At 65.2% G+C, this 20,305-nt stretch carries 20 protein-coding genes; 11 read left to right on the forward strand and 9 right to left on the reverse strand.

What is annotated here, in order from left to right; genetic code table 11:
* Window positions 1–59: 59 nt before the first annotated feature.
* Window positions 60–272, reverse strand: coding sequence for a hypothetical protein (locus tag J1M81_RS13150; protein WP_241258029.1), 213 nt, complete (start codon window positions 270–272; stop codon window positions 60–62).
* Window positions 273–368: 96 nt separating this feature from the next.
* On the opposite strand from J1M81_RS13150, the gene J1M81_RS13155 reads away from it, so the two are divergent.
* Window positions 369–1,334: a YafY family protein gene (locus tag J1M81_RS13155; protein ID WP_032374367.1), complete on the forward strand. Its 966-nt coding sequence runs from the start codon at window positions 369–371 to the stop codon at window positions 1,332–1,334.
* Window positions 1,335–1,448: 114 nt separating this feature from the next.
* Here the strand turns inward: J1M81_RS13155 and J1M81_RS13160 are convergent, their stop codons facing one another.
* Both J1M81_RS13160 and J1M81_RS13165 read right to left on the reverse strand, forming a co-directional pair.
* Entirely contained in the window at window positions 1,449–1,865 is a 417-nt protein-coding gene (locus tag J1M81_RS13160) for a cytochrome c oxidase subunit 4 (protein ID WP_027497386.1), read from the reverse strand.
* An 18-nt stretch (window positions 1,866–1,883) separates the two neighbouring features.
* A complete protein-coding gene (locus J1M81_RS13165) occupies window positions 1,884–2,963 on the reverse strand; it encodes a cytochrome c oxidase subunit II (RefSeq protein ID WP_027497387.1) in 1,080 nt (359 codons plus the stop codon).
* Window positions 2,964–3,185: 222 nt separating this feature from the next.
* Here J1M81_RS13165 and asnB point away from each other — a divergent pair, with 222 nt between their 5' ends.
* The gene (gene asnB / locus J1M81_RS13170; RefSeq protein WP_027497388.1) at window positions 3,186–5,114 is read left to right on the forward strand and encodes an asparagine synthase (glutamine-hydrolyzing); all 1,929 of its coding nucleotides are present in this window, start codon (window positions 3,186–3,188) and stop codon (window positions 5,112–5,114) included.
* Window positions 5,115–5,183: 69 nt separating this feature from the next.
* Here asnB and J1M81_RS13175 read toward each other — a convergent pair whose 3' ends face one another.
* From J1M81_RS13175 to J1M81_RS13185, 3 genes are all read right to left on the reverse strand, one after another.
* Window positions 5,184–6,158 (reverse strand): carbohydrate kinase family protein, encoded by a 975-nt coding sequence (locus tag J1M81_RS13175; protein WP_032374545.1) that lies wholly within the window; start codon window positions 6,156–6,158, stop codon window positions 5,184–5,186.
* A 103-nt stretch (window positions 6,159–6,261) separates the two neighbouring features.
* Window positions 6,262–6,627: an iron-sulfur cluster assembly accessory protein gene (locus J1M81_RS13180; RefSeq protein WP_027497390.1), complete on the reverse strand. Its 366-nt coding sequence runs from the start codon at window positions 6,625–6,627 to the stop codon at window positions 6,262–6,264.
* A gap of 60 nt (window positions 6,628–6,687) precedes the next feature.
* Window positions 6,688–7,767: a glycerate kinase gene (locus tag J1M81_RS13185; RefSeq protein ID WP_206498157.1), complete on the reverse strand. Its 1,080-nt coding sequence runs from the start codon at window positions 7,765–7,767 to the stop codon at window positions 6,688–6,690.
* Window positions 7,768–7,867: 100 nt separating this feature from the next.
* Between J1M81_RS13185 and J1M81_RS13190 the strand changes: the two genes are divergently transcribed.
* Genes J1M81_RS13190 through J1M81_RS13205 form a run of 4 tightly spaced genes read left to right on the forward strand, consistent with a single transcriptional unit; the run spans window position 7,868 to window position 10,945 of the window.
* Window positions 7,868–8,527, forward strand: coding sequence for a DUF3043 domain-containing protein (locus J1M81_RS13190; protein WP_027497392.1), 660 nt, complete (start codon window positions 7,868–7,870; stop codon window positions 8,525–8,527).
* Window positions 8,528–8,532: 5 nt separating this feature from the next.
* Window positions 8,533–9,102 carry a bifunctional adenosylcobinamide kinase/adenosylcobinamide-phosphate guanylyltransferase gene (cobU, locus tag J1M81_RS13195; protein ID WP_032387842.1) on the forward strand — a complete coding sequence of 190 codons (570 nt, stop codon included), beginning with the start codon at window positions 8,533–8,535 and terminating at the stop codon, window positions 9,100–9,102.
* On the forward strand, window positions 9,099–10,181 hold the full coding sequence (gene cobT, locus J1M81_RS13200; protein ID WP_206498158.1) for a nicotinate-nucleotide--dimethylbenzimidazole phosphoribosyltransferase: 1,083 nt from the start codon (window positions 9,099–9,101) through the stop codon (window positions 10,179–10,181). The genes cobU and cobT overlap by 4 nt, the downstream gene beginning before the upstream one ends.
* A gap of 2 nt (window positions 10,182–10,183) precedes the next feature.
* Window positions 10,184–10,945 (forward strand): adenosylcobinamide-GDP ribazoletransferase, encoded by a 762-nt coding sequence (locus J1M81_RS13205; protein ID WP_206498159.1) that lies wholly within the window; start codon window positions 10,184–10,186, stop codon window positions 10,943–10,945.
* On the opposite strand, the gene J1M81_RS13210 is transcribed toward J1M81_RS13205, so the two are convergent.
* Together J1M81_RS13210 and gcvT are read right to left on the reverse strand one after the other, a co-directional pair.
* Complete coding sequence (locus J1M81_RS13210; RefSeq protein ID WP_206498160.1) at window positions 10,946–12,049, reverse strand: branched-chain amino acid aminotransferase; 1,104 nt, start codon at window positions 12,047–12,049, stop codon at window positions 10,946–10,948.
* A 41-nt stretch (window positions 12,050–12,090) separates the two neighbouring features.
* Window positions 12,091–13,191: a glycine cleavage system aminomethyltransferase GcvT gene (gcvT, locus tag J1M81_RS13215; RefSeq protein ID WP_032374548.1), complete on the reverse strand. Its 1,101-nt coding sequence runs from the start codon at window positions 13,189–13,191 to the stop codon at window positions 12,091–12,093.
* 129 nt (window positions 13,192–13,320) lie between these two features.
* On the opposite strand from gcvT, the gene J1M81_RS13220 reads away from it, so the two are divergent.
* Window positions 13,321–14,844: a leucyl aminopeptidase gene (locus tag J1M81_RS13220; RefSeq protein WP_032374372.1), complete on the forward strand. Its 1,524-nt coding sequence runs from the start codon at window positions 13,321–13,323 to the stop codon at window positions 14,842–14,844.
* 49 nt (window positions 14,845–14,893) lie between these two features.
* Here J1M81_RS13220 and J1M81_RS13225 read toward each other — a convergent pair whose 3' ends face one another.
* The gene (locus J1M81_RS13225; RefSeq protein WP_032368429.1) at window positions 14,894–15,235 is read right to left on the reverse strand and encodes a hypothetical protein; all 342 of its coding nucleotides are present in this window, start codon (window positions 15,233–15,235) and stop codon (window positions 14,894–14,896) included.
* A gap of 378 nt (window positions 15,236–15,613) precedes the next feature.
* Here J1M81_RS13225 and sucB point away from each other — a divergent pair, with 378 nt between their 5' ends.
* From sucB to lipA, 4 genes are all read left to right on the forward strand, one after another.
* On the forward strand, window positions 15,614–17,392 hold the full coding sequence (sucB, locus tag J1M81_RS13230) for a 2-oxoglutarate dehydrogenase, E2 component, dihydrolipoamide succinyltransferase (protein WP_032374373.1): 1,779 nt from the start codon (window positions 15,614–15,616) through the stop codon (window positions 17,390–17,392).
* Window positions 17,393–17,541: 149 nt separating this feature from the next.
* A complete protein-coding gene (locus tag J1M81_RS13235; RefSeq protein ID WP_032368125.1) occupies window positions 17,542–18,432 on the forward strand; it encodes a TIGR01777 family oxidoreductase in 891 nt (296 codons plus the stop codon).
* A 21-nt stretch (window positions 18,433–18,453) separates the two neighbouring features.
* Complete coding sequence (lipB, locus tag J1M81_RS13240; RefSeq protein ID WP_032374374.1) at window positions 18,454–19,245, forward strand: lipoyl(octanoyl) transferase LipB; 792 nt, start codon at window positions 18,454–18,456, stop codon at window positions 19,243–19,245.
* A 10-nt stretch (window positions 19,246–19,255) separates the two neighbouring features.
* Window positions 19,256–20,269, forward strand: a complete 1,014-nt coding sequence (lipA, locus tag J1M81_RS13245; RefSeq protein WP_176456727.1) for a lipoyl synthase — start codon at window positions 19,256–19,258, stop codon at window positions 20,267–20,269.
* Window positions 20,270–20,305 lie beyond the last annotated feature (36 nt).

A 20,305-nucleotide genomic window follows, 5' to 3' on the forward strand; every position in this document is an offset into this window, starting at 1 on the left:
GCCCCAGCTACCGGCTCAAAGACCGGCAAGGGCTTGTCACACCAGTGGAGGCACCGGCATCATGAACCTGCCGGACACCGACACGTCAGGTCGTACACAGACCGACACGTGAGGTCGTCCACCGATAACGCGAGCAGTACACCGGGGGCAACGTCGAAAGCAACATAGTGGGGACTGGTGAAAGTCGGTTCGATCTCGAACAGGTCGCTGTAGAAGGCGGTGGCGGCCTGGGTCTCCCGGACGCCGATCAAGAACAGGTTCGGTGCAGGCATGGAGGGCTCCTCGAGTGGATGTCGTATCGATACCGAACCATCCAATCGCCTCATCGCGACAGAACCTGTCACCTTTTTCTGCCAACATCGGTCCGCATGAAGGCTTCGAGGCTGCTGCATATCTTGCTGCTCCTACAGACCCGTCAGCGCATGACAACTACCGAGCTCTCCGACCGTCTGGAAGTGTCTCGGCGCACTGTGCCGCGAGACGTCGAGGCGCTCTCGGCGGCTGGTGTGCCCGTCTATGCCGAACGCGGACGGAACGGCGGGATTGTCTTGCTCCCCAATGCACGACTCAACGCATCCCATCTGGATCCACCAGAACTCGAGGCCCTCTCCATAGCCGGTTTGGACAGCGCGCAGCTCGAACGTTTGGGGCTGTCTGCGGTATGGGAGTCGGCCGCGCGCAAGATCGCCGCCCGGCAGGCTGCGGCACCGGATATACCGGGCATGCTGGGTCTGGCGGACCTGGTACTGGTCGACAGCACCGCATGGTTCGCCGACTCGGAAACAGCGATCGACGTATCGGACCTGGCCTCGACACTTCGACGCCGACGACGACTGCAAATCCAGTACCGGCGTAGCGCCGAGAATCAGGCCTCGACGCGGGTGGTCGACCCGTACGGGATCGTAGCGAAATCAGGTCGCTGGTATCTCGTCGCCGACGACCAGGGAGACGGTCGACTGTTCGCGCTGGAACGGCTCTCGACCTACGAACAACTCGCCGCACCAGCTGCTGTTCAACCCGGGGAAACCCTCCGCACGAAATGGGCAGCGTTGAAAGGTCGCACCGAGAGACGAGGTCACGTGAGCGTCACCGTCCGCCTGCCGGAGAAAGGCCTCGACCTGGCTCGACGGGTACTCGCCGGTCGCATCCACGAGGTCTCCGCCGCGAAAGACGGCTGGTGCACCGTCGTCGTCCGCTATCCCGATATCGAGTCGGTACGTCAACTACTTCAATTCGGCGATCACATCGAAGTACTCACACCAGCCGCAGCTCGCGAACGCATCGGTCAGCTCGCCACAGTTCTGGCCGAAAAGCACTCGACCCCCGCCGGCTGACCCGGTCGGAATGCCCCTGCACTCGAGCGATGTCCCCGGTGTGCACGTTCCAGCACAGAAAAGGGCCCCGATCGCTCTCGTGAACGATCGGGGCCCTTTTCGGGTGTCTACAGGTCAGTGGCGTTCGGCACCGATGTGGTACTCGAAGACCAATCCAGCGGCCGAGGCGATGACGCACACGACGCCCAGAGCAATCAACCAGGGCTGGAAGAAGGCAAAGCCCAGAGCGGTGATCGACGCCGCCACGGCCAGCACGAACGGCCAGAAGCTGCCGGGGCTGAAAAAGCCCAGGTCGCCTGCGCCGTCACTTACCTCGGCGTCGTCGAAGTCTTCGGGCCGAGTGTCGAGCCGTCGCGCGACGAATCGGAAGTACGTTCCGACGATCAGCGTCAGGCCGACCGACAGGAAGATCGCCGTGACGCCTGCCCACTCGACGCCGGTTCGGCTCAATCCTGTGAACAGCGCATACACGATGCCGACCAGGAGGAAGAAGACCGTGAGGATCTCGAAGATCTTCGCTTCGATTTTCATATCAGCATGCTTCCTTGGTCAGTTGCCTTCGGCGACGGTGGCGGTACGGACGGTGCGATCGGTCTCGAACGGCGAGGTGCTGGTCGCGAGCGGGCTCTCGCCGATGGCTTCCAGTGCCTGCGCGTTGGTCAGCGCTTCGCCACCCTCGGACAACGGCTTGCGCAGCTCGATGTACTGCTCGAACTTGTCCGGGGACACGGCGCGAACCTCGAAGTTCATCATCGAGTGGAACGTGCCGCACATCTCCGTGCATCGACCGACGAACGAACCTTCGCGCTCGATTTCGCTGATCTGGAACACGTTGTCGGAATGGTTCTCCTCGGGGTTGGGGAGAACGTCACGCTTGAACAAGAACTCCGGAACCCAGAACCCGTGGATGACGTCCGAGGATGCCAGCACGAATTCGATGCGCTTTCCGGTGGGAAGGACGAGCACCGGAATCTCGGCGCTGGAACCGACCGTTTCGATCTTGTTGTAGTGCAGGTAGGACAGATCCTGGGGAATGGCACCGTGGATCGCGCCGGGCACGAACTCGCCGTCCTCGCTACCCTCGGCGCCTTCGCCGGGAGTTGCGGCGGCTTCTGCGGCGGCCTGCTCCTCTTCGTCGGTGCCCTCGTACTTGGCGGCACCGTCCTTGAGGTCGATCGTCCGGTATCCGAACTTCCAATTCCACTGGTATGCGGTCACGTCGACCTGGACGTCGGGATCTGCCTGCTTCTCGTCGACGTAGTTCTGCACCACGACGGTGAAGTAGAAGAGCACGGCGATGATCACGAACGGAACCGCCGTGTAGAACAGCTCGAGCGGAACGTTGTACGCGGTCTGACGCGGGAACTCCGGGGAGCTCTTCTTCTTACGGTGGAAGAGCACCACCCAGAAGATCAAGACCCACACGACGATGCCCATGACCAGGGCGGCGATGACCGACCAGGTCCACAGGTCGCCGATGCGTCGTCCCTGCGGAGTGACGCCCGAGGCGAAACCGAAATTGAGTACGTTGTCACTGCTGATGGAACAGCCCGACAGCATCAACGCGGCTACACCGAGAAATGCTGTCAGCCCCGCTCGCCGAAGGATCCGACTATGCGCCACGTTCACGCCTTCCTGATTGCCCACCACTGAAGAATAAGGGCTTCCACATGGAGATGCCCGAGTACTACGCAGCGTAGACCAAAGCTGACGCGGAGCCACCCTTGGGTCGTTACCTAGGTTCGAGCGTGTCTGCGGCATACTCGGTTGCTGATCGACCGTCCCGCTGACGACACGCGGAGATCCGGCCCCCGGCATTGTCCCCAACTGCGAGAAGAGGTAGCAGACGCTGTGTGTGGACTGCTCGGAGTACTGACATCTCACGGAACGACCGCCGCCGGCGTCGAGCTGGTGAGCTCGGCGACTCACTGCATGCGCCATCGAGGCCCGGACGAGCCCGGTGGCACCTGGCACGACGACGACGTCGTATACGGCTTCAATCGACTCTCGTTCATCGACATCGAACACTCGCATCAGCCGATGCGGTGGGGACCTCCGGGTTCACCCGACCGGTACGCGTTGGTGTTCAACGGCGAGATCTACAACTACCTCGAGTTGCGTGCTGAGCTCGCGCGCGATCACGGTGCAGAATTCGCCACCGAAGGTGACAGCGAGTCGATCGTCGCGGCATTTCACTACTGGGGCGCTTCCGCCGTGCAACGTCTGCGAGGAATGTTCGCCTTCGCCATCTGGGACACCGAGACTCGCGAGATGTTCATCGCGCGCGATCCCTTCGGCATCAAGCCGTTGTTCTACGCCACGGGCCCGGGTGGAACCGCGTTCGGCAGTGAGAAGAAGAGCGTTCTCGAACTGATGGAGCTGCTGGGCGTCGATCTCGACCTCGACCCGCGGGCCATCGAGCACTACACCGTGCTTCAGTACGTCCCGGAACCGGAGACGCTGCACGCGGGGATCAGGCGGCTCGAGTCGGGTTGCTACGCCACCCTCTCCCCCGGTACGCCGCCGAAGATCACCCGATACTTCACACCGACGTTCCCGGTGAAGCCTTTCGCTCCCGGCAGCGAGAAGGCTCGCTACCAGGAGATTGCCGAGGCGCTCGAAGATTCGGTCGCCAAGCACATGCGAGCCGACGTGACCGTCGGTTCCTTCCTCTCGGGCGGCATCGATTCCACGGCCATCGCGGCACTGGCGATTCGACACAATCCGAACTTGATCACCTTCACGACCGGCTTCGAGCGCGAGGGTTACTCCGAGGTCGACGTTGCAGCGGAGTCGGCAGCCGCGATAGGTGCTCGGCACATCGTGAAAGTGGTCGGACCGGAAGAGTTCGCGGCGTCCATTCCCGAGATCGTCTGGTACCTGGACGACCCGGTGGCCGATCCGGCGCTCGTACCGCTCTACTTCGTCGCCAAAGAAGCTCGCAAACACGTCAAGGTCGTGCTGTCCGGAGAGGGTGCGGACGAACTGTTCGGCGGCTACACCATCTACCGCGAGCCGCTGTCGTTGAAGCCGTTCGAGTCTCTACCCGCATTTCTACGCCGCGCAGCCGGATCGTTGAGCGAGCGCATTCCCGAAGGCACGCGCGGCAAGAGCTTGCTGCACCGAGGATCGATGACCCTCGAGGAGCGCTACTACGGCAACGCACGCAGCTTCAACGACGCGCAGTTGCGATCGGTGCTGCGTGAGTTCCGTTCGGAGTGGACGCATCAGGACGTCACCGCGCCCATCTACGCGCAGTCGCAGGGGTGGGATCCCGTGGCTCGTATGCAGCATTTGGACCTGTTCACCTGGCTTCGTGGCGACATTCTGGTCAAGGCCGACAAGATCACCATGGCGAACTCGCTCGAGCTGCGCGTCCCGTTCCTCGATTCCGAGGTCTATCGCGTGGCAGAGAAGTTGCCACTGGAGCAGAAGATCACCAAGAGCACTACCAAATACGCGCTGCGCCAGGCGCTGGAAGGCATCGTTCCCGGTCATGTTCTGCACCGCGCCAAGCTCGGTTTTCCGGTGCCACTGCGCCACTGGCTGCGCGGTACCGAACTCTTCGACTGGGCTCACCAGCAGATCGCCGAGTCACAGACCGATCACCTTCTGAACAAGGCCGCCATCGTCGCCATGCTCGACGACCATCGGGCAGGCAAATCGGATCACAGCCGTCGCCTGTGGACGCTGCTCATCTTCATGGTGTGGCACGGGATCTTCGTGGAGAAGCGCATCGTGCCGCAGATCGCCGAACCGGAGTACCCGGTCAACATCTGACGTGAGGCGACCGTGCCCGTCTCACCCATCCTCTGCGGATGGGTGAGACGGGCACGGTAAGCCTGAGACTCAGGCGGGCAGCAACGCGCCGATCTCCTCGCCGGCTTCGGCACCGTACGCCGCGCTCAAGCGCTTGATCGCGTCGTCGCGGTTGAGACTCCATTCCTGCGTTCCGGTGGTCTCGAGGACCAGCACGGCTACCAGAGAACCGAGTTGAGCAGCTCGTTCGATGCTCGCTCCGGCGAGGTGGCCGGTGAGGAACCCGGCACGGAACCCGTCGCCCACTCCGGTGGGATCGACCTTGCTCGTCTCGGGCACGACACCGATGTGGGTATGCTTCCCGCCCTTTTCGACGATATCCACGCCCCGCTTGCCCAGCGTGGTGACCCGCAGGTCCACCTTGTCCGCGATATCGGCGTCGGACATCCCGGTCTTCTGCTTGAGCAGTGCCCATTCGTATTCGTTGGTGAACAGGTAGGCCGCCCCGTCGATCAGGTCGGTGGCCTGTGCGGCGTCGAGTCGCGCGAGTTGCTGGGACGGGTCGGCGGCAAAGGGAACACCTGCCGCGCGGCACTGGTCCGTGTGGGCGGTCATCGCATCCGGATCGTTGGCCCCGATCAGCACGAGATCGAGCTCGTGCTGTGCGGCCAGCGCGTCGATGGAGATGTCGCGGGCTTCGCTCATGGCACCGGGATAGAACGACGCGATCTGCGCCATGTCCTCGTCGGTGGTGCAGACGAAGCGTGCTGTGTGCGCGGTGGCAGACACACTGACGCCACTGCAGTCGACTCCGTGCTCTTCGAGCCAGGTCCGATACTCGGCGAAGTCCGGCCCCACGGCTCCGACGAGGAGCGGAGAGCCGCCGAGGACCCCGAGTGCGTAGGCGATGTTTCCGCCCACTCCCCCTTTACGGATGACCAGGTCGTCCACCAGGAAGCTCAGCGAAATGTTCGCGAGCTGATCGGCGACGATCTGCTCGGCGAACCGACCGGGGAATCGCATCAGATGGTCGGTTGCAATCGAGCCGGATACCGCGAGAGTCACGAAGAAGAGCCTTTCGGAGTGAAGTTCTGGATGACCGACGAGCAGACACGACTGTGACCGATACACGAATACGTGTATCGGTCACAGTCGAGAGCGAGTCAGCTCAGTTGAACGAGTCGCCGCACGCGCACGATCCGGTCGCGTTCGGGTTGTCGATCGTGAAGCCCTGCTTCTCGATCGTGTCCACGAAGTCGATGGATGCACCCTCCACGTAGGGAGCGCTCATCCGGTCGACTGCGAGGGTGACGCCGCCGAAGTCGACCGCGAGGTCGCCGTCGAGGCTTCGGTCGTCGAAGAAGAGCTGATAACGCAGTCCTGCACACCCACCGGGCTGTACAGCAATGCGCAGCGCGAGGTCGTCGCGGCCCTCTTGATCCAGCAACGCCTTGGCCTTGGCCGAAGCGGTCTCCGTCATGGTGACCTTGTGCGCCGTGGTTTCGGTCGTTGTGGTCTCATTCGAAACGGTCATGGGCTCTCCCTATCAGTCGTACCAAACCCGTGAACAAACTCAACCGTACTCCGGGTTGCTCTATTCCTTGCGCGCGCCGCCCCTGTTCGAGGGCCCGGCAACAGCACTGCTCGCCACGTGCGCGGCCAGCTTCTCGAGCTGATTGGCCGCATCGGTCATGGCCACCTCCACAGACCCGGCGAACTCGCTGATCGAGTGAGCGGCCGAGATACCGGCCGACGCCAAGTCGTCCTTGCTCAACGTCACCTGGCCGGCGAGCACCACGGTCTCGATTCCGGTGGCACCGCCTGCAGCGGCGATTCTGGTCACCAACTTGCCTCGCAGCGACTGCGAATCGAACTTTCCCTCGCCGGTCAGCACAAGGTCGACGGAGTCCAGGAGTTCCCGCTGACCGGTTCGTTCCGCCACGACGGCAGCACCCGGCACCTGCCTGCCACCGAGCGCGAACAGGGCCGCCCCCATCCCGCCCGCGGCACCCGCACCGGGACGGTCTGCCACATCGTGGCCCGCAGCCGACAGAACGGCAGCCCAGTCGGCGTTCAGTTCTTCGAGTCGCTCGACCGTCTCGGTGTCGGCGCCCTTCTGCGGCCCGAACACCCGAGCAGCACCGGCATCGCCGAGCAGGGGGTTCTCCACGTCCGACGCGGCGACGAGGTCGATTCCCGAGAACCGTTCGATTGCCGACCCCAGCCCGCCGAGTGCGCGGATCATCGCTCGTCCACCGTCGGTGCAACTGCTCCCGCCGAGTCCGACGACGATCGACGTGGCGCCACTGTTCAACGCCTCGCTCAGCAGCTGTCCGACGCCGTAGCTGTTCGCCTTCAATGCCGACTGCGGAGTCAGTGGACCGTCGACGAGGTGCAGCCCGCAGGCCTGAGCAGATTCGATGTACGCCACCGTGCCGTCGAGCAGCCAGCGGGCCTGCACCGGCGTCCCGAGCGGTCCGTCCACGTCGGCGACGTGGACTGTGCCGATGCGCGAGGCCAGTACCTCGACGAACCCCGGTCCACCGTCGGATTGGGGTGCCAGTTCCAGCTCGTCACCGCTCCGGACGCCCGCCCATCCTCTGGCAATGGCGGCGGCTGCATCTGCGGCAGTCAGGGTGTCCCCGAAGGAGTCCGGCGCAATCATCACTCGCATTCTCGGAAGTGTAGGACCGCGGTACCCGAACAGCATCCGGTGCTGCGCCGCTGACCTGGCCGGTGTTCGAGGACCTCCGCTCATCCCATACTCTGGTTGCGTGAAGCTGCTACGCCGTGGAAACTCTGACAATTCGGACGGACAGGACTCGAACGAGCCCGAGTCGACTGTGTCCGCCGGCGAGGCGACCTCGCCGGTGTCTCTCGGCAAAGGCCGACCGACCCCCAAGCGCCGTGACGCCGAGGCCCGCCGCCGCGGGCCGGTCGCTCCGGCTCCCCTGACGAGCAAAGAGGCACGAGAGCGCCGCAAGGCGAACAAAGGCAGCAAGGAAGACCGTAAGGCTGCCTCGAACGAACGGCGTGCAGCAGCTGCGGAGCGTCGGGCGCGCATGCTTGCGGGCGACGACAAGTATCTGCTGCCTCGTGACAAGGGCCCGGTGCGTGCCTACGTTCGCGACATCGTCGATGCGCGGCGCAATCTTGTCGGCTTGTTCATGCCGCTCGCTCTCATTCTCATCTTTGCGCTGTTCCTGCAGCCGCAGGTACAGCAGTACGTCACTCTCGGCATGTTCGTGATGATGCTGTTCATGGTCGGCGAGGGCATCTATCTCGGCAAGATGATCAACAACCGCATTCGCGTCCGGTTCCCCGACACTCCCGACGGCGGCTTCAAGATCGGCTGGTACGCCTTCGTACGGGCGTCGCAGATTCGGAAGATGCGTGCCCCCAAGCCGCGAGTGAGCGCCGGCGAGGCCGTCTGACGTCGGTGGCCGTGCCGTCTCGAACGCTCGTCCTCGGCGGAGCCAGATCCGGTAAGTCCGCGCACGCGGAATCGTTGGTCACGACCCGCCCGGTCCGTTACGTCGCGACCGGACAGCGCGATGCGTCCGACGAAGACTGGCAGCAGCGCATCGAACTCCATCGTGCGTCGCGTCCGCCTGAGTGGACCACGGTCGAAACCGTCACCGGGCTGGCGGCGGTGGTGGCTCAGCGCTGGGGCGGCACCACGATGGTCGACGATCTGGGCACCTGGCTGACGGGAATGCTCGACGACGCAGCGGCCTGGGACCTGCCTCGCGGGACGATCGCTCCGGCCGTGGACGACTTGGTCGCGGCGGTCTCGGACTGCAGGTCGACTCTCGTGATCGTCAGCCCCGAGGTCGGCATGTCCGTGGTTCCCGAGTCGCGTTCGGGTCGACTGTTCCGTGACGAGCTCGGTGTCCTCAATGCGCGTCTCGCGCACGTGTGTGACAGGGTTCTGCTGGTCGTCGCGGGCCTCGCGCTGACCCTCAAAGAACCACCGGCGGATTCCCTGACCGCGAAAGGCCCAGTGTGACAACTCCTGTGGACGAGATTCCGGCACCATCACCGTTTCGACCGGTGCCCTCGCCGTCCGATTCCGCGCGGTACGAAGCTGCCGAGCGGCAAGGTCGGTTGACCAAGCCGGCCGGTAGCCTCGGCCGTCTCGAGACGCTCGGCGAGTGGATCGCCGCCTGCCAAGACGTCAGTCCGCCGAAGTCCTTCGAGCGCGTCCGTGTCGTCGTCTTCGCCGGCGACCACGGCGTCGCCGCTCATGGAGTGTCCGCCTACCCGCCCGAGGTCACGGCGCAGATGGTCGAGAACATTCGCGCGGGCGGTGCTGCGGTCAACGTCCTCGCGACCATCGCCGGGGCCACTGTTCGGGTGGTCGACATCGCTGTCGACGCCGACACCGATCCGTCGGTGTCCGCCTTCAAGATTCGGCGCTCGAGTGGTTCCATCGACCGCGAGGACGCACTGAGCGAGGACGAGGTGCGCGCCGCCGTCGCCGCCGGCGCTGCCATCGCGGACGAGGAGGTCGACGCCGGTGCGGACCTTCTCGTCGCAGGCGACATGGGCATCGGAAACACCACGCCCGCAACCGTATTGATCGCCACCCTCACCGATACCGAACCGGTCGCTGCCGTCGGCCGCGGCACCGGAATAGACGACGCCGGGTGGATCAGGAAGACCGCTGCGATCCGGGACGCGATGCGGCGGGCTCGGCCGGTCGCCAAGAATCCCAGCGACCTGCTGCGGGTGGCCGGTGGCGCCGACATCGCTGCCCTCGCCGGCTTCCTCGCGCAGGCGGCGCATCGGCGTACCCCGGTGATCCTGGACGGTCTCGTCGTCACAGCAGCAGCACTGGTGGCGGAGGACGGTGCGGCCGGTGCCAGCGCCTGGTGGGTCGCCGGGCATCGTTCGGCCGAGCCCGCCCATTCACTTGCCTTGCGGCACTTGCGACTCGAGCCGTTGGTGGAGCTGTCGATGCGACTCGGTGAAGGCTCCGGCGCGTTGGCGGCGTTGCCGCTCGTTCGTGCAGGAGTCGACACGTTGAATTCGATGGCGACGTTCGCCGACGCCGGCGTCAGCACCGGCGACCCCGAAGTCCGCTGACCGTGAGGCTGCGGGCCGAGGGTCTGGTGCTCGCGTTCTCGTGGTTGACGGTGCTGCCCGTGCGTGGACCGTCGCAGGTCGACAGGGTCCGCGCCGGTCGCGCGATAGCGCACGCTCCCCTGGTCGGTCTCGTCCTCGGGTGCGTGTGTGCGGCACTGCTGTGGGCGACGACGGTTGCCGGGTTGTCGGCAATCCTGTGCGGCCTCATCGCCGTTGCCGCCGCCGCGCTGCTGACGCGCGGGATGCACATCGACGGGTTGGCCGACACCGCCGATGGGCTCGGCTGTTACGGCCCGCCCGAACGTGCGCGCGAGGTCATGAAGTCCGGTAGTGCCGGACCGTTCGGGGTGGCGGCCATCGCTCTGACGTCGGCGATTCAGGCCGCGAGTCTGGGTCAACTCGCGCAGGAGCGACTGTGGTGGGCTGTCGTCGTGGTTGCGGTGACTGCCCGGGTGGCGGCAGTCCTGGCCTGCCGCAAGGGAATCGACGCATCGACGTCGGGCGGCTTCGGTGCGCTCGTGGCCGGAACGCAGTCCAACGCCGTCCTGACGCTGTGGGTGATTGCGGCAGCAGCTGCGTCGGTCTTCGCGCACCCCGATCGACCCTGGCAAGGGCCGCTGGTCGTCGTCGCGGTCCTGACACTGTCGGTGTTTGCCGTTCGACACTGCGTCCGACGCTTCGGTGGCCTCTCGGGCGATGTTCTCGGTGCCGCGATCGAGACCACCACGGCGTCGGCCGCGGTGGGCCTGTTGATCGGCAGCTGATCAGCGGAGCTTGGTCATCCAGCCGTGGGTATCGGCGAAGGTGCCGCGCTGGATGCCGGTGAGGGTGTCTCGCAGTGCGAGCGTGATCTCACCGGGTTCTCCGCCTACGATCTCGAAAGAACCGTCGGTGGATTTGACGCTGCCCACCGGGGTGATGACAGCTGCTGTGCCACAAGCGAACACTTCGGTGATCTCGCCCGCTTCGGCACCCTTGCGCCACTCGTCGGTGGAGATCCGTCGTTCTTCGACGGGGATGCCGGAGTCCGTCGCCAAGGCCAACAGCGAGTCGCGCGTGATTCCGGGGAGCAAGGACCCGGACAGCGAGGGCGTCACCAACCGGGCGTCGGAACCCGAGCCGAAGACGAAGAACAGGTTCATGCCGCCCATCTCCTCGACGTAGCGGCGCTCGGTGGCGTCGAGCCAGACCACCTGATCGCAGCCCTCGTCGCTGGCCTGCGCCTGCGCGAGGAGGGAGGCGGCGTAGTTGCCTGCGAACTTCGCGGCACCGGTGCCACCCGGTGCTGCCCGGACGTATTCGGTGGACAACCACACGCTCACCGGTTTGACGCCACGTGGGAAGTACGCGCCTGCGGGTGAGGCGATCAGCATGTAGCGATACGCGTCGGCGGGGCGCACACCCAGACCGGCTTCGGTGGAGAACATGTAGGGCCGCAGATAGAGCGCGTCCTCGCCGCCCGCCGCCGGGACCCACTCGTGATCGAGCTCGAGCAACTTCTCGATAGAGCCGATGAACAAGTCGTCCGGCATCTCGGGCATGGCAAGCCGCTTCGCCGAGGTACGGAATCGTTCGGCGTTGGACTGCACCCGGAAGGTGGACAGATCGCCGTTGGGCTGGCGGTAGACCTTCAGGCCCTCGAAGATCGCTTGGCCGTAGTGCAGGACCATCGCCGCGGGGTCGAGCTCGATCGGACCGTACGGGGTGATCCTCGCATCGTGCCAGCCGCCGTCGCGGGTGTAGTCGATGCTCACCATGTGGTCGGTGAAGTGCTTTCCGAATCCGGGCGCAGCGAGTACCACGTCACGCGCCGCGGAGGTTGCGGGCGAAGGATGCTGCACGTACGTGAATTCGGAAACACCTGTCATGCCGGGAATCCTATCGTGGGGTTCGTGGCGGTCTCACGCGGTCACCTGGTCTTGGCGACGACGAACGGCGGTGCGACCACTTCGCAGCGCAGGGCGCGGCCCCGAACGTCGACCTCGACCTCCGAACCCACCGCGGGAGCGGCCTGCGCGTCGAGGAGTGCAAGGGCGATACCGACCTTGAGAGTGGGCGAGAAAGTGCCGGAGGTCGTCGTTCCGAGATCGCGTCCCGACGCGCGCACCGTGAGACCGGGGCGTAGAACGCCGCGATCGAGAGCTTTGAGCCCGCGCAGAATCCGTGCCGGACCGTCTGCCTTCTGGGCGGTCAATGCGTCCTTGCCCCAGAACGAGTCCTTGTTCCACCCGATCGCCCAGCCGCATCGTGCTTCGAGGGGCGAGATGTCCTGCGCCAGTTCGTGTCCGTGCAGCGGGTACCCCATTTCGGTGCGCAGCGTGTCGCGCGCTCCGAGCCCGCACACCTGACCGTCCCGAGACCGCACCGCAGCCAGCAGCGCCAGGAACAACGGTTTCACGTCGTCGGCAGACGGGATCAGCTCGTAGCCCTGTTCGCCGGTGTAACCCGTGCGGCAGACCCGGACAGGCAGCGAGTTCCAGGTGGCGTCCTCGAATGCCATGTAGTCCATATCGGTCGGTAGACCCAGTTCCTGCAGAACCTCGGACGCCTTCGGCCCCTGCACGGCCAGCACTCCGAACTCGCGGTGCCGGTTCACCACCGAGACCCCGGCGGGGGCAGCGGCAGCCATCGCCTCGACCACAGCTGCCGTGTTCGCAGCATTGGGTACCAGAAACACGTCCTCGTCGGAGACGAAGTAGGCGATCAGGTCGTCGACGACGCCACCGGACTCGGTGCAGCACAGCGTGTATTGCGCTTTGCCCGGTTCGATTCTGGTCAGGTCGTTGGTGAGGACGGAGTTCACGAATGCGGCGGCCCCGGGGCCGGTCACCGACGCCTTGCCGAGGTGGCCGACGTCGAACAGACCCACCGTTTCACGCACTGCCGCGTGCTCGACGACGACGCCGGCGTACGAGACCGGCATGGTCCATCCACCGAACGGTGCGAACGTCGCGCCGAGTTCGGTGTGCACGGCGTGGAGTGGTCCTTCGATCAACTCGGTGTCGGTCATGGCGGCCACGCTAGCTCACCTCGCGGAGCGTCTCAGGTCGGTCGCCCCGGTGCGTCCCTCGATCGTCGACGCCGCCGACCGTCATTAGGATCGAGGGACATACACGTCAACCCCTACAGGAGCAGCCACGTGCCTTCCCCCTCGACGCTCACCCGCACTCTCGGACCCGACCTGGTTCTCGCGGGCAAGCTCGGTAAGAAAGTCGACGTACTCGTCGTCGCATTGAGCACGAGTGACGACGGCCTCGAACTCTCCATCACCGACGACATTTCCGACGATGCGATCGCCACCGAATTGCTCGACGCGTTCGAAGCCGTCGGTGCCACCGGCAAGGCCGACGAAGTGGTGCGTATTCCGGCTCCGGCCGGCCTGGCCGTGGCGAGTGTGTTGGCCGTGGGCCTCGGCAACGCCGCCGACATCGACAGTGAACGCATTCGTCACTCGGCCGGCACCGCGGCTCGCGCGCTGTCCGGTGTCGAGACGGCGGCCACGACGCTCTCGGCGCTCGATCTGGGTGCGGCTGCCGAGGGCTTCTTCCTCGGCGCGTACCAGTTCGCCGAGTTCAAGTCGGCTCTCTCGGCACCGAAGCCGTCTGCGCTTCCGGTGACTCGGATCGAGTTGTTGGTGCCCGACACTCGCTCCAAAGATGCCAAGCGCGAATTGGAGAGGTCGATCGCGATTGCCGAATCAGTGGCTGTCGCAAGGGATTTCGTCAACACTCCGCCCAGCCATCTCTACCCGGAAGAGTTCGCGGCTCAGGCCAAGGCGCTGGGCAAGGCGGCCGGCCTCGAGGTCGAGATTCTCGACGACAAAGCCCTCGAGAAGGGTGGCTACGGCGGCATTCACGGAGTGGGCAAGGGATCGTCCCGACTGCCTCGGCTCGTGCGCCTGACGCACTCGGGAGGCAAACGCGGCGCGAAGAAGGTTGCTCTCGTCGGTAAGGGAATCACGTTCGACACCGGCGGCATCTCCATCAAGCCGGCTGCCGGCATGGAGAACATGACCTCGGACATGGGCGGTGCGGCAGCGGTCATCGCCACGGTGGTGCTCGCCGCCAAGGTCGGTCTGCCGCTCGACGTCATCGCCACCGTCCCGATGGCGGAGAACATGCCGTCGGGCACCGCTCAGCGCCCCGGCGATGTGCTCACCCAGTACGGCGGCATCACCGTCGAGGTGATCAACACCGACGCCGAGGGCCGCTTGGTGCTCGCCGACGCGATCGTGCGGGCCTGCGAGGACGATCCGGACTACCTGATCGACACCGCGACGCTGACGGGCGCTCAGGTCGTCGCACTCGGCAACAGGACTCCCGGCGTGATGGGTACCGACGACTTCCGCGACCGCGTCGCAGCAATCTCGCAGGCGATCGGCGAGAACGGATGGGCCATGCCGTTGCCGAAGGAGATTCGCCGCGAACTCGACTCCAAGGTCGCAGATCTCGCGAACGTCACCAACGGTCGAGCAGGTGGCATGCTCGCCGCTGCTCTGTTCCTGAAGGAATTCGTCGCCGACGGCGTGGAATGGGCTCACATCGACGTTGCCGGCCCGGCGTACAACACCGGTGGTCCGTTCGGCTACACCGGCAAGGGCGGCACCGGGGTTCCGGTCCGAACCATGTTCGCGGTTCTCGAGGACATCGCCGACAACGGTTGATCGTCTCCCGTCCGTGCGCGAGGCCCCAGGCCCTCGCGCACGGACGGCGTCAGCTGTCGCGCTGCTGTTGTTCGCGCTGCCGAACGATCTTCTGCCGAGCGTCGTGATCACGCATCCGCTGCGGATAGCCCGTCTTGCGGACGTCGTACACCGGAATCTTCAGGTCCGATCCGATCTTTCGTACATATTTTTCATCGAGTGGTCGACGCGTCCACTCACCGTCGTTCGCGACCAGAACCACCGTCAGCGGCGTGACCGTCGTTTTCGGTTCCACGTAGGCCTCGACGCCGATTCGCGCCGAGGTCCAATCGGCCAGGTACTGGGCAACCGAGCCCTCGGGTGCCCGTTTCGCGCCCCCGCCGCTCGACTTGAATCGATCGAACAATCCCACGCGAACTCCTCTTTCGTACGGCCGGCGAAGTCCGAGTTTCGGTGCCGGATCTTTGTTACCCACCAGTTCGACAGGCGTGTTGCACGCCCTAGGGGAACGGCGAGGCGACATCAATGGAAGGATGACATTAGAGGGTTCAGCTCTCTTGATTGTGAACCAAGGCTCGTGAAGTGAGTAAGTGAGTTGCCGAGAGGGAGTGTCGACGTGGGCGCTGGATCGAGCCGAACGTGCTCGGTGAGTGTCGATCGCACCGGTGCCTCCGTCGAACCGAATCACCCAACTCTCGTCCATGAACCCTGTTCCGCCAGCACAATGGTCTGCGACCACAAGTCGTAAGAACTACATCACCCGCATACAACTGTCGAGGAGTCAACAGACATGGCCTTCTCCGTCCAGATGCCAGCTCTCGGTGAGAGTGTCACCGAGGGAACTGTCACGAGGTGGCTCAAACAAGAAGGCGACACCGTCGAAGTCGACGAGCCATTGCTCGAAGTCTCCACGGACAAGGTCGATACCGAGATCCCGTCGCCTGCTGCCGGTGTTCTCACCAAGATCGTCGCTCAGGAAGACGACACCGTCGAGATCGGTGGCGAGCTCGCTCAGATCGGTGACGCGGACGAGTCTTCCTCGTCCGACGCGCCGGCCGAGGACGCCGCTCCCGCCGAGGAGTCGGCACCGGAGGAGCCTGCCGAGGAGCCCACTCCCGCAGCCGAGCCCGAGCCGCAGGCCGAGCAGGAAGCTCCCGCAGCAAGTGCCTCGTCCAGCTCCTCCGACTCGTCCGGATCCGGCACCCCGGTGACGATGCCCGAGTTGGGTGAGTCCGTCACCGAGGGCACCGTGACTCGCTGGCTCAAGGCCGTCGGCGACGAGGTTGCAGTGGACGAGCCGCTTCTCGAGGTGTCCACGGACAAGGTCGACACCGAGATTCCGTCTCCGGTCGCAGGCACCCTGCTCGAGATCTCCGCCGAGGAAGACGACACCGTGGCCGTCGGCGGCCAGCTCGCAGTCATCGGCTCCGGCTCGCCCGCCGAGAAGGCCCCCGAGCCCGAGGCAACTCCGGAGCCCGAGGCCCCGAAGGCCGAAGAGCCCAAGGAAGAGCCGAAGCCCGAGCCGAAGCAGGAAGCCCCCAAGGCCGAGCCGAAGCCCGAACCGAAGCAGGAGGCTCCCAAGGCCGCTCCCGCCAAGGAATCGGCACCGTCGGGCGATTCGAGCCCGTACGTCACTCCTCTGGTCCGCAAGTTGGCGTCGGACAACGACGTCGATCTGTCGTCCGTCAAGGGCACCGGCGTGGGTGGACGCATCCGCAAGCAGGACGTTCTCGCTGCAGCCGAGGCCAAGAAGGCTCCCGCTGCTCCGGCCGAGGCCGCCGCACCCGCCGCAGCGTCGAAGCCCGCAGCACCGGCGACCGCGGGAGTTCGTCCCGAGCTCGCACACCTGCGCGGCACCACGCAGAAGATCAACCGAATTCGTCAGATCACCGCGAAGAAGACGCGTGAGTCGCTGCAGACTTCTGCTCAGCTGACGCAGACCTTCGAGGTCGACGTGACGAAGATCGCCGGCCTGCGCACCAAGGCGAAGGCGAAGTTCGCCGAGAACGAGGGCGTCAACCTGACGTACCTGCCGTTCTTCGCGAAGGCGGTCGTGGAGGCACTCAAGGCTCACCCGAACGTCAACGCCAGCATCAACGAGGACGCGAAGGAGATCACGTACCACGCCGATGTCCACCTGGGTATCGCGGTGGACACCGAGCAGGGCCTGCTCTCCCCCGTCATCCACAATGCCGGCGACCTGTCGCTGGCCGGACTGGCACGCGCGATCAACGACATCGCCACTCGCGCCCGTTCGGGTGGGCTCAAGCCCGACGAGCTGTCCGGTGGCACGTTCACGATCACCAACATCGGCAGCCAGGGCGCGCTGTTCGACACCCCGATCCTGGTTCCGCCGCAGGCGGCCATGCTGGGTACGGGTGCGATCGTCAAGCGTCCCGTCGTCGTCAAGGACGACTCGGGCAACGAGTCGATCGGTGTTCGCTCGATGTGCTACCTGCCGCTCACCTACGACCACCGGTTGGTGGACGGAGCCGACGCAGGACGCTTCCTGACGACCATCAAGCAGCGTCTCGAAGTGGCATCGTTCGAGGCCGATCTGGGTCTGTAGACAACCGGCGAGTGTCGCGCCACGTATTCTCGTAGGAGCGCGAAACATTCGCATCGGGGTCTCGTTCACCAGGGGCACGGACAGAGCATCCGGGGCATCATTCGTTCGCGAATGGTGCCCCGGAGTGCGTCAAGGAGGCTTTCGTTCACATGCGCGTAGTCATTGCAGGTTCTTCAGGCTTGATCGGCACAGCTCTCGTTGCAGCCTTACGCGGCCGCAGCCACGACGTCACCAGACTGGTCAGACGCTCACCGGCGGGACCGGACGAGTCGCAGTGGGACCCGTCGCACGGCAGTATCGACCCCGCTGTGCTGGCCGGTGCCGATGCGGTCGTCAATCTGTGTGGTGTCGGTATCGGCGACAAAAGATGGTCCGGTGCGTACAAGCAGCTGGTGCGCGACAGCCGCATAGCGCCCACCGAGGTGATCGCGTCGGCTGCGGCCGACGCGGGTGTCCCCACCCTGATCAATGCCAGCGGCGTCAATTTCTACGGTGACACCGGCGACCGCGTGGTCGACGAGACCGCTCCGGTAGGAGACGGATTTCTCGCCGAGGTGTGCCGCGATTGGGAGAACGCTACGGCTGCGGCGTCGGAGGCAGGTGTTCGCACGATTCTGTTGCGCAGCGGTGTGGTGCTGTCGCAGCGCGGCGGCATGCTGGGCAAGCTGCGCCCGCTGTACCTGTTCGCGCTCGGTGGTCGATTGGGCAGTGGGCGACAGTACTTCCCGTGGATTTCGTTGGAAGACGAAATCGGTGCCATCGTGCACGGTATCGAGAACGACTCGCTGCGCGGACCGGTCAACATGGTGGGGCCGACTCCGGTGACCAACGCCCAGTTCAACAGCGCGATGTCGCGAGCGGTGCATCGTCCGGCCCCGTGGGTGGTGCCCGGATTCGCCCTGAAAGCGGTCATCGGTGAATTTGCCGAGGAGGCGATCCTGACCGGGCCGCGAGCCATTCCCAAGGCACTCGAGGACGCCGGCTACACCTTCGAGCACAACACCGTGGGCGAGGCACTGCGGGTGGCTGTCGGCTCATGACCCGGCGTAGCGTCTCGGTTCATGAGTGACGTGAACGCACCGTCGATTCCGGCCACCGGCACCGACTCGGCCCGGGCCAGCAGCGAACCGGTCGTCGTGCGAGAGCTGGGCACCGTCGAGTACACCCAGGCGTGGGCTCTCCAGCGGGAACTGGCCGACGCCCGCGCCGACAATCGGGGCCCGGATACGTTGCTATTGCTCGAGCACCCTTCCGTGTACACCGCGGGGCGGCGCACCTCGGAAGAAGACATGCCGCGCGACGGTACCCCTGTGGTCGAAGTGGACCGCGGCGGCAAGATCACCTGGCACGGGCCGGGCCAGCTGGTCGGCTACCCCATCGTCGCGCTGGCGCAGCCGATCGATGTCGTCAAGTACGTCCGCCGGATCGAGGAAGCGCTGATTTCCGTGGTGTCCGATCACGGCATCGCGTGCGGGCGGGTGGACGGCAGGTCCGGGGTGTGGCTCGCGTCCGAGGTTCGCGCCGGCGTGCTTCTACCCGAACGCAAGATCGCGGCCATCGGCGTGCGAGTTCAGCGCGGCGTGACCCTGCACGGCTTCTCCCTCAACTGCAATTCGGCGATGACGGGTTTCGACGCGATCGTGCCGTGCGGAATCGCCGACGCCGGTGTGACGTCGCTGTCGCTCGAGCTGGGGCGAGACGTCCCGGTCGCCGACGTACTCGAGTCGGTCACGACGGCAGTTCTGGCCGCGTTGGACGGATCGATGCCGGTCAGAGAGCACGAGCTCGAGCACCCGGAGATCACCACCGCGACGGTGAACCCGCAATTCACGACGGTTCGGTTCGGCGCGTAGCATTGCTGGCGTGACTGTGGCCCCAGAAGGACGCAAGCTGCTCCGCCTCGAGATCCGAAACGCGGAGACCCCCATCGAACGCAAACCCAACTGGATCAAGACCAAAGCCAAGATGGGCCCGGAATACACCGAGCTCAAAGGTCTTGTGAAGCGTGAGGGTCTGCACACGGTGTGCGAGGAAGCCGGCTGCCCGAATATCTACGAATGCTGGGAAGATCGCGAGGCGACCTTCCTCATCGGCGGCGAACAATGCACCCGTCGATGCGATTTCTGCCAGATCGATACCGGCAAGCCCGAGGATCTCGATCGCGACGAGCCTCGCCGCGTGGCGGAGAGTGTGCAGGCCATGGGCCTTCGCTACTCCACGATCACCGGAGTCGCCCGCGACGACCTCGAAGACGGTGGTGCGTGGCTGTACGCAGAGACCGTCCGGTACATCAAGAAGCTCAACCCCAACACCGGCGTCGAGCTGCTGATCCCCGACTTCAACGCCAAGCCCGATCAGCTGGCCGAGGTGTTCTCCTCCCGCCCGGAGGTGTTGGCCCACAACGTCGAGACCGTGCCGCGCATCTTCAAGCGCATCCGTCCCGCATTCCGGTACCAGCGGTCGATGGACGTCATCACCGCAGCGCGTGACGACGGTCTGGTCACCAAGTCGAATCTCATTCTCGGCATGGGCGAGACTCCCGAGGAAGTCCAGGAAGCGATTCGCGACCTGCACGAGGCGGGCTGCGACATCCTGACGATCACCCAGTACCTGCGACCGTCACCGCGGCACCACCCCGTCGAGCGGTGGGTCAAGCCGGAGGAGTTCGTCGAGCACTCCGACTACGCCACCGAGGTCGGGTTCGCCGGCGTGCTGGCCGGCCCGTTGGTCCGCTCCTCGTACCGCGCCGGACGCCTCTACGCGCAGGCCATGGCACACCACGGTCGCGAACTGCCCGAGAGCATGAGCCACCTCACCGACGGCGGCGAAGCTTCTCAGGAGGCCAGCTCGTTGATGGCTCGGCTGGCTCCTCGCTGATCGCTCCGCTCGACGTGGCGCGATGCACGTGAGCGT

The sequence above is a fragment of the Rhodococcus sp. KRD175 genome (assembly GCF_017168275.1).
Classification (GTDB): domain Bacteria; phylum Actinomycetota; class Actinomycetes; order Mycobacteriales; family Mycobacteriaceae; genus Rhodococcoides; species Rhodococcoides fascians.

What these genes read in the sequence shown, in the direction of transcription:
- J1M81_RS13180 (WP_027497390.1), bottom strand. Translation starts at nt 6,627, where the DNA reads ATGACCGTTTCGAATGAGACCACAACGACCGAAACCACGGCGCACAAG.
- J1M81_RS13150 (WP_241258029.1), bottom strand. Translation starts at nt 272, where the DNA reads ATGCCTGCACCGAACCTGTTCTTGATCGGCGTCCGGGAGACCCAGGCC.
- lipB (WP_032374374.1), top strand. Translation starts at nt 18,454, where the DNA reads ATGAGTGACGTGAACGCACCGTCGATTCCGGCCACCGGCACCGACTCG.
- sucB (WP_032374373.1), top strand. Translation starts at nt 15,614, where the DNA reads ATGGCCTTCTCCGTCCAGATGCCAGCTCTCGGTGAGAGTGTCACCGAG.
- gcvT (WP_032374548.1), bottom strand. Translation starts at nt 13,191, where the DNA reads ATGACCGACACCGAGTTGATCGAAGGACCACTCCACGCCGTGCACACC.
- J1M81_RS13155 (WP_032374367.1), top strand. Translation starts at nt 369, where the DNA reads ATGAAGGCTTCGAGGCTGCTGCATATCTTGCTGCTCCTACAGACCCGT.
- J1M81_RS13185 (WP_206498157.1), bottom strand. Translation starts at nt 7,767, where the DNA reads ATGCGAGTGATGATTGCGCCGGACTCCTTCGGGGACACCCTGACTGCC.
- J1M81_RS13160 (WP_027497386.1), bottom strand. Translation starts at nt 1,865, where the DNA reads ATGAAAATCGAAGCGAAGATCTTCGAGATCCTCACGGTCTTCTTCCTC.
- J1M81_RS13235 (WP_032368125.1), top strand. Translation starts at nt 17,542, where the DNA reads ATGCGCGTAGTCATTGCAGGTTCTTCAGGCTTGATCGGCACAGCTCTC.
- J1M81_RS13210 (WP_206498160.1), bottom strand. Translation starts at nt 12,049, where the DNA reads ATGACAGGTGTTTCCGAATTCACGTACGTGCAGCATCCTTCGCCCGCA.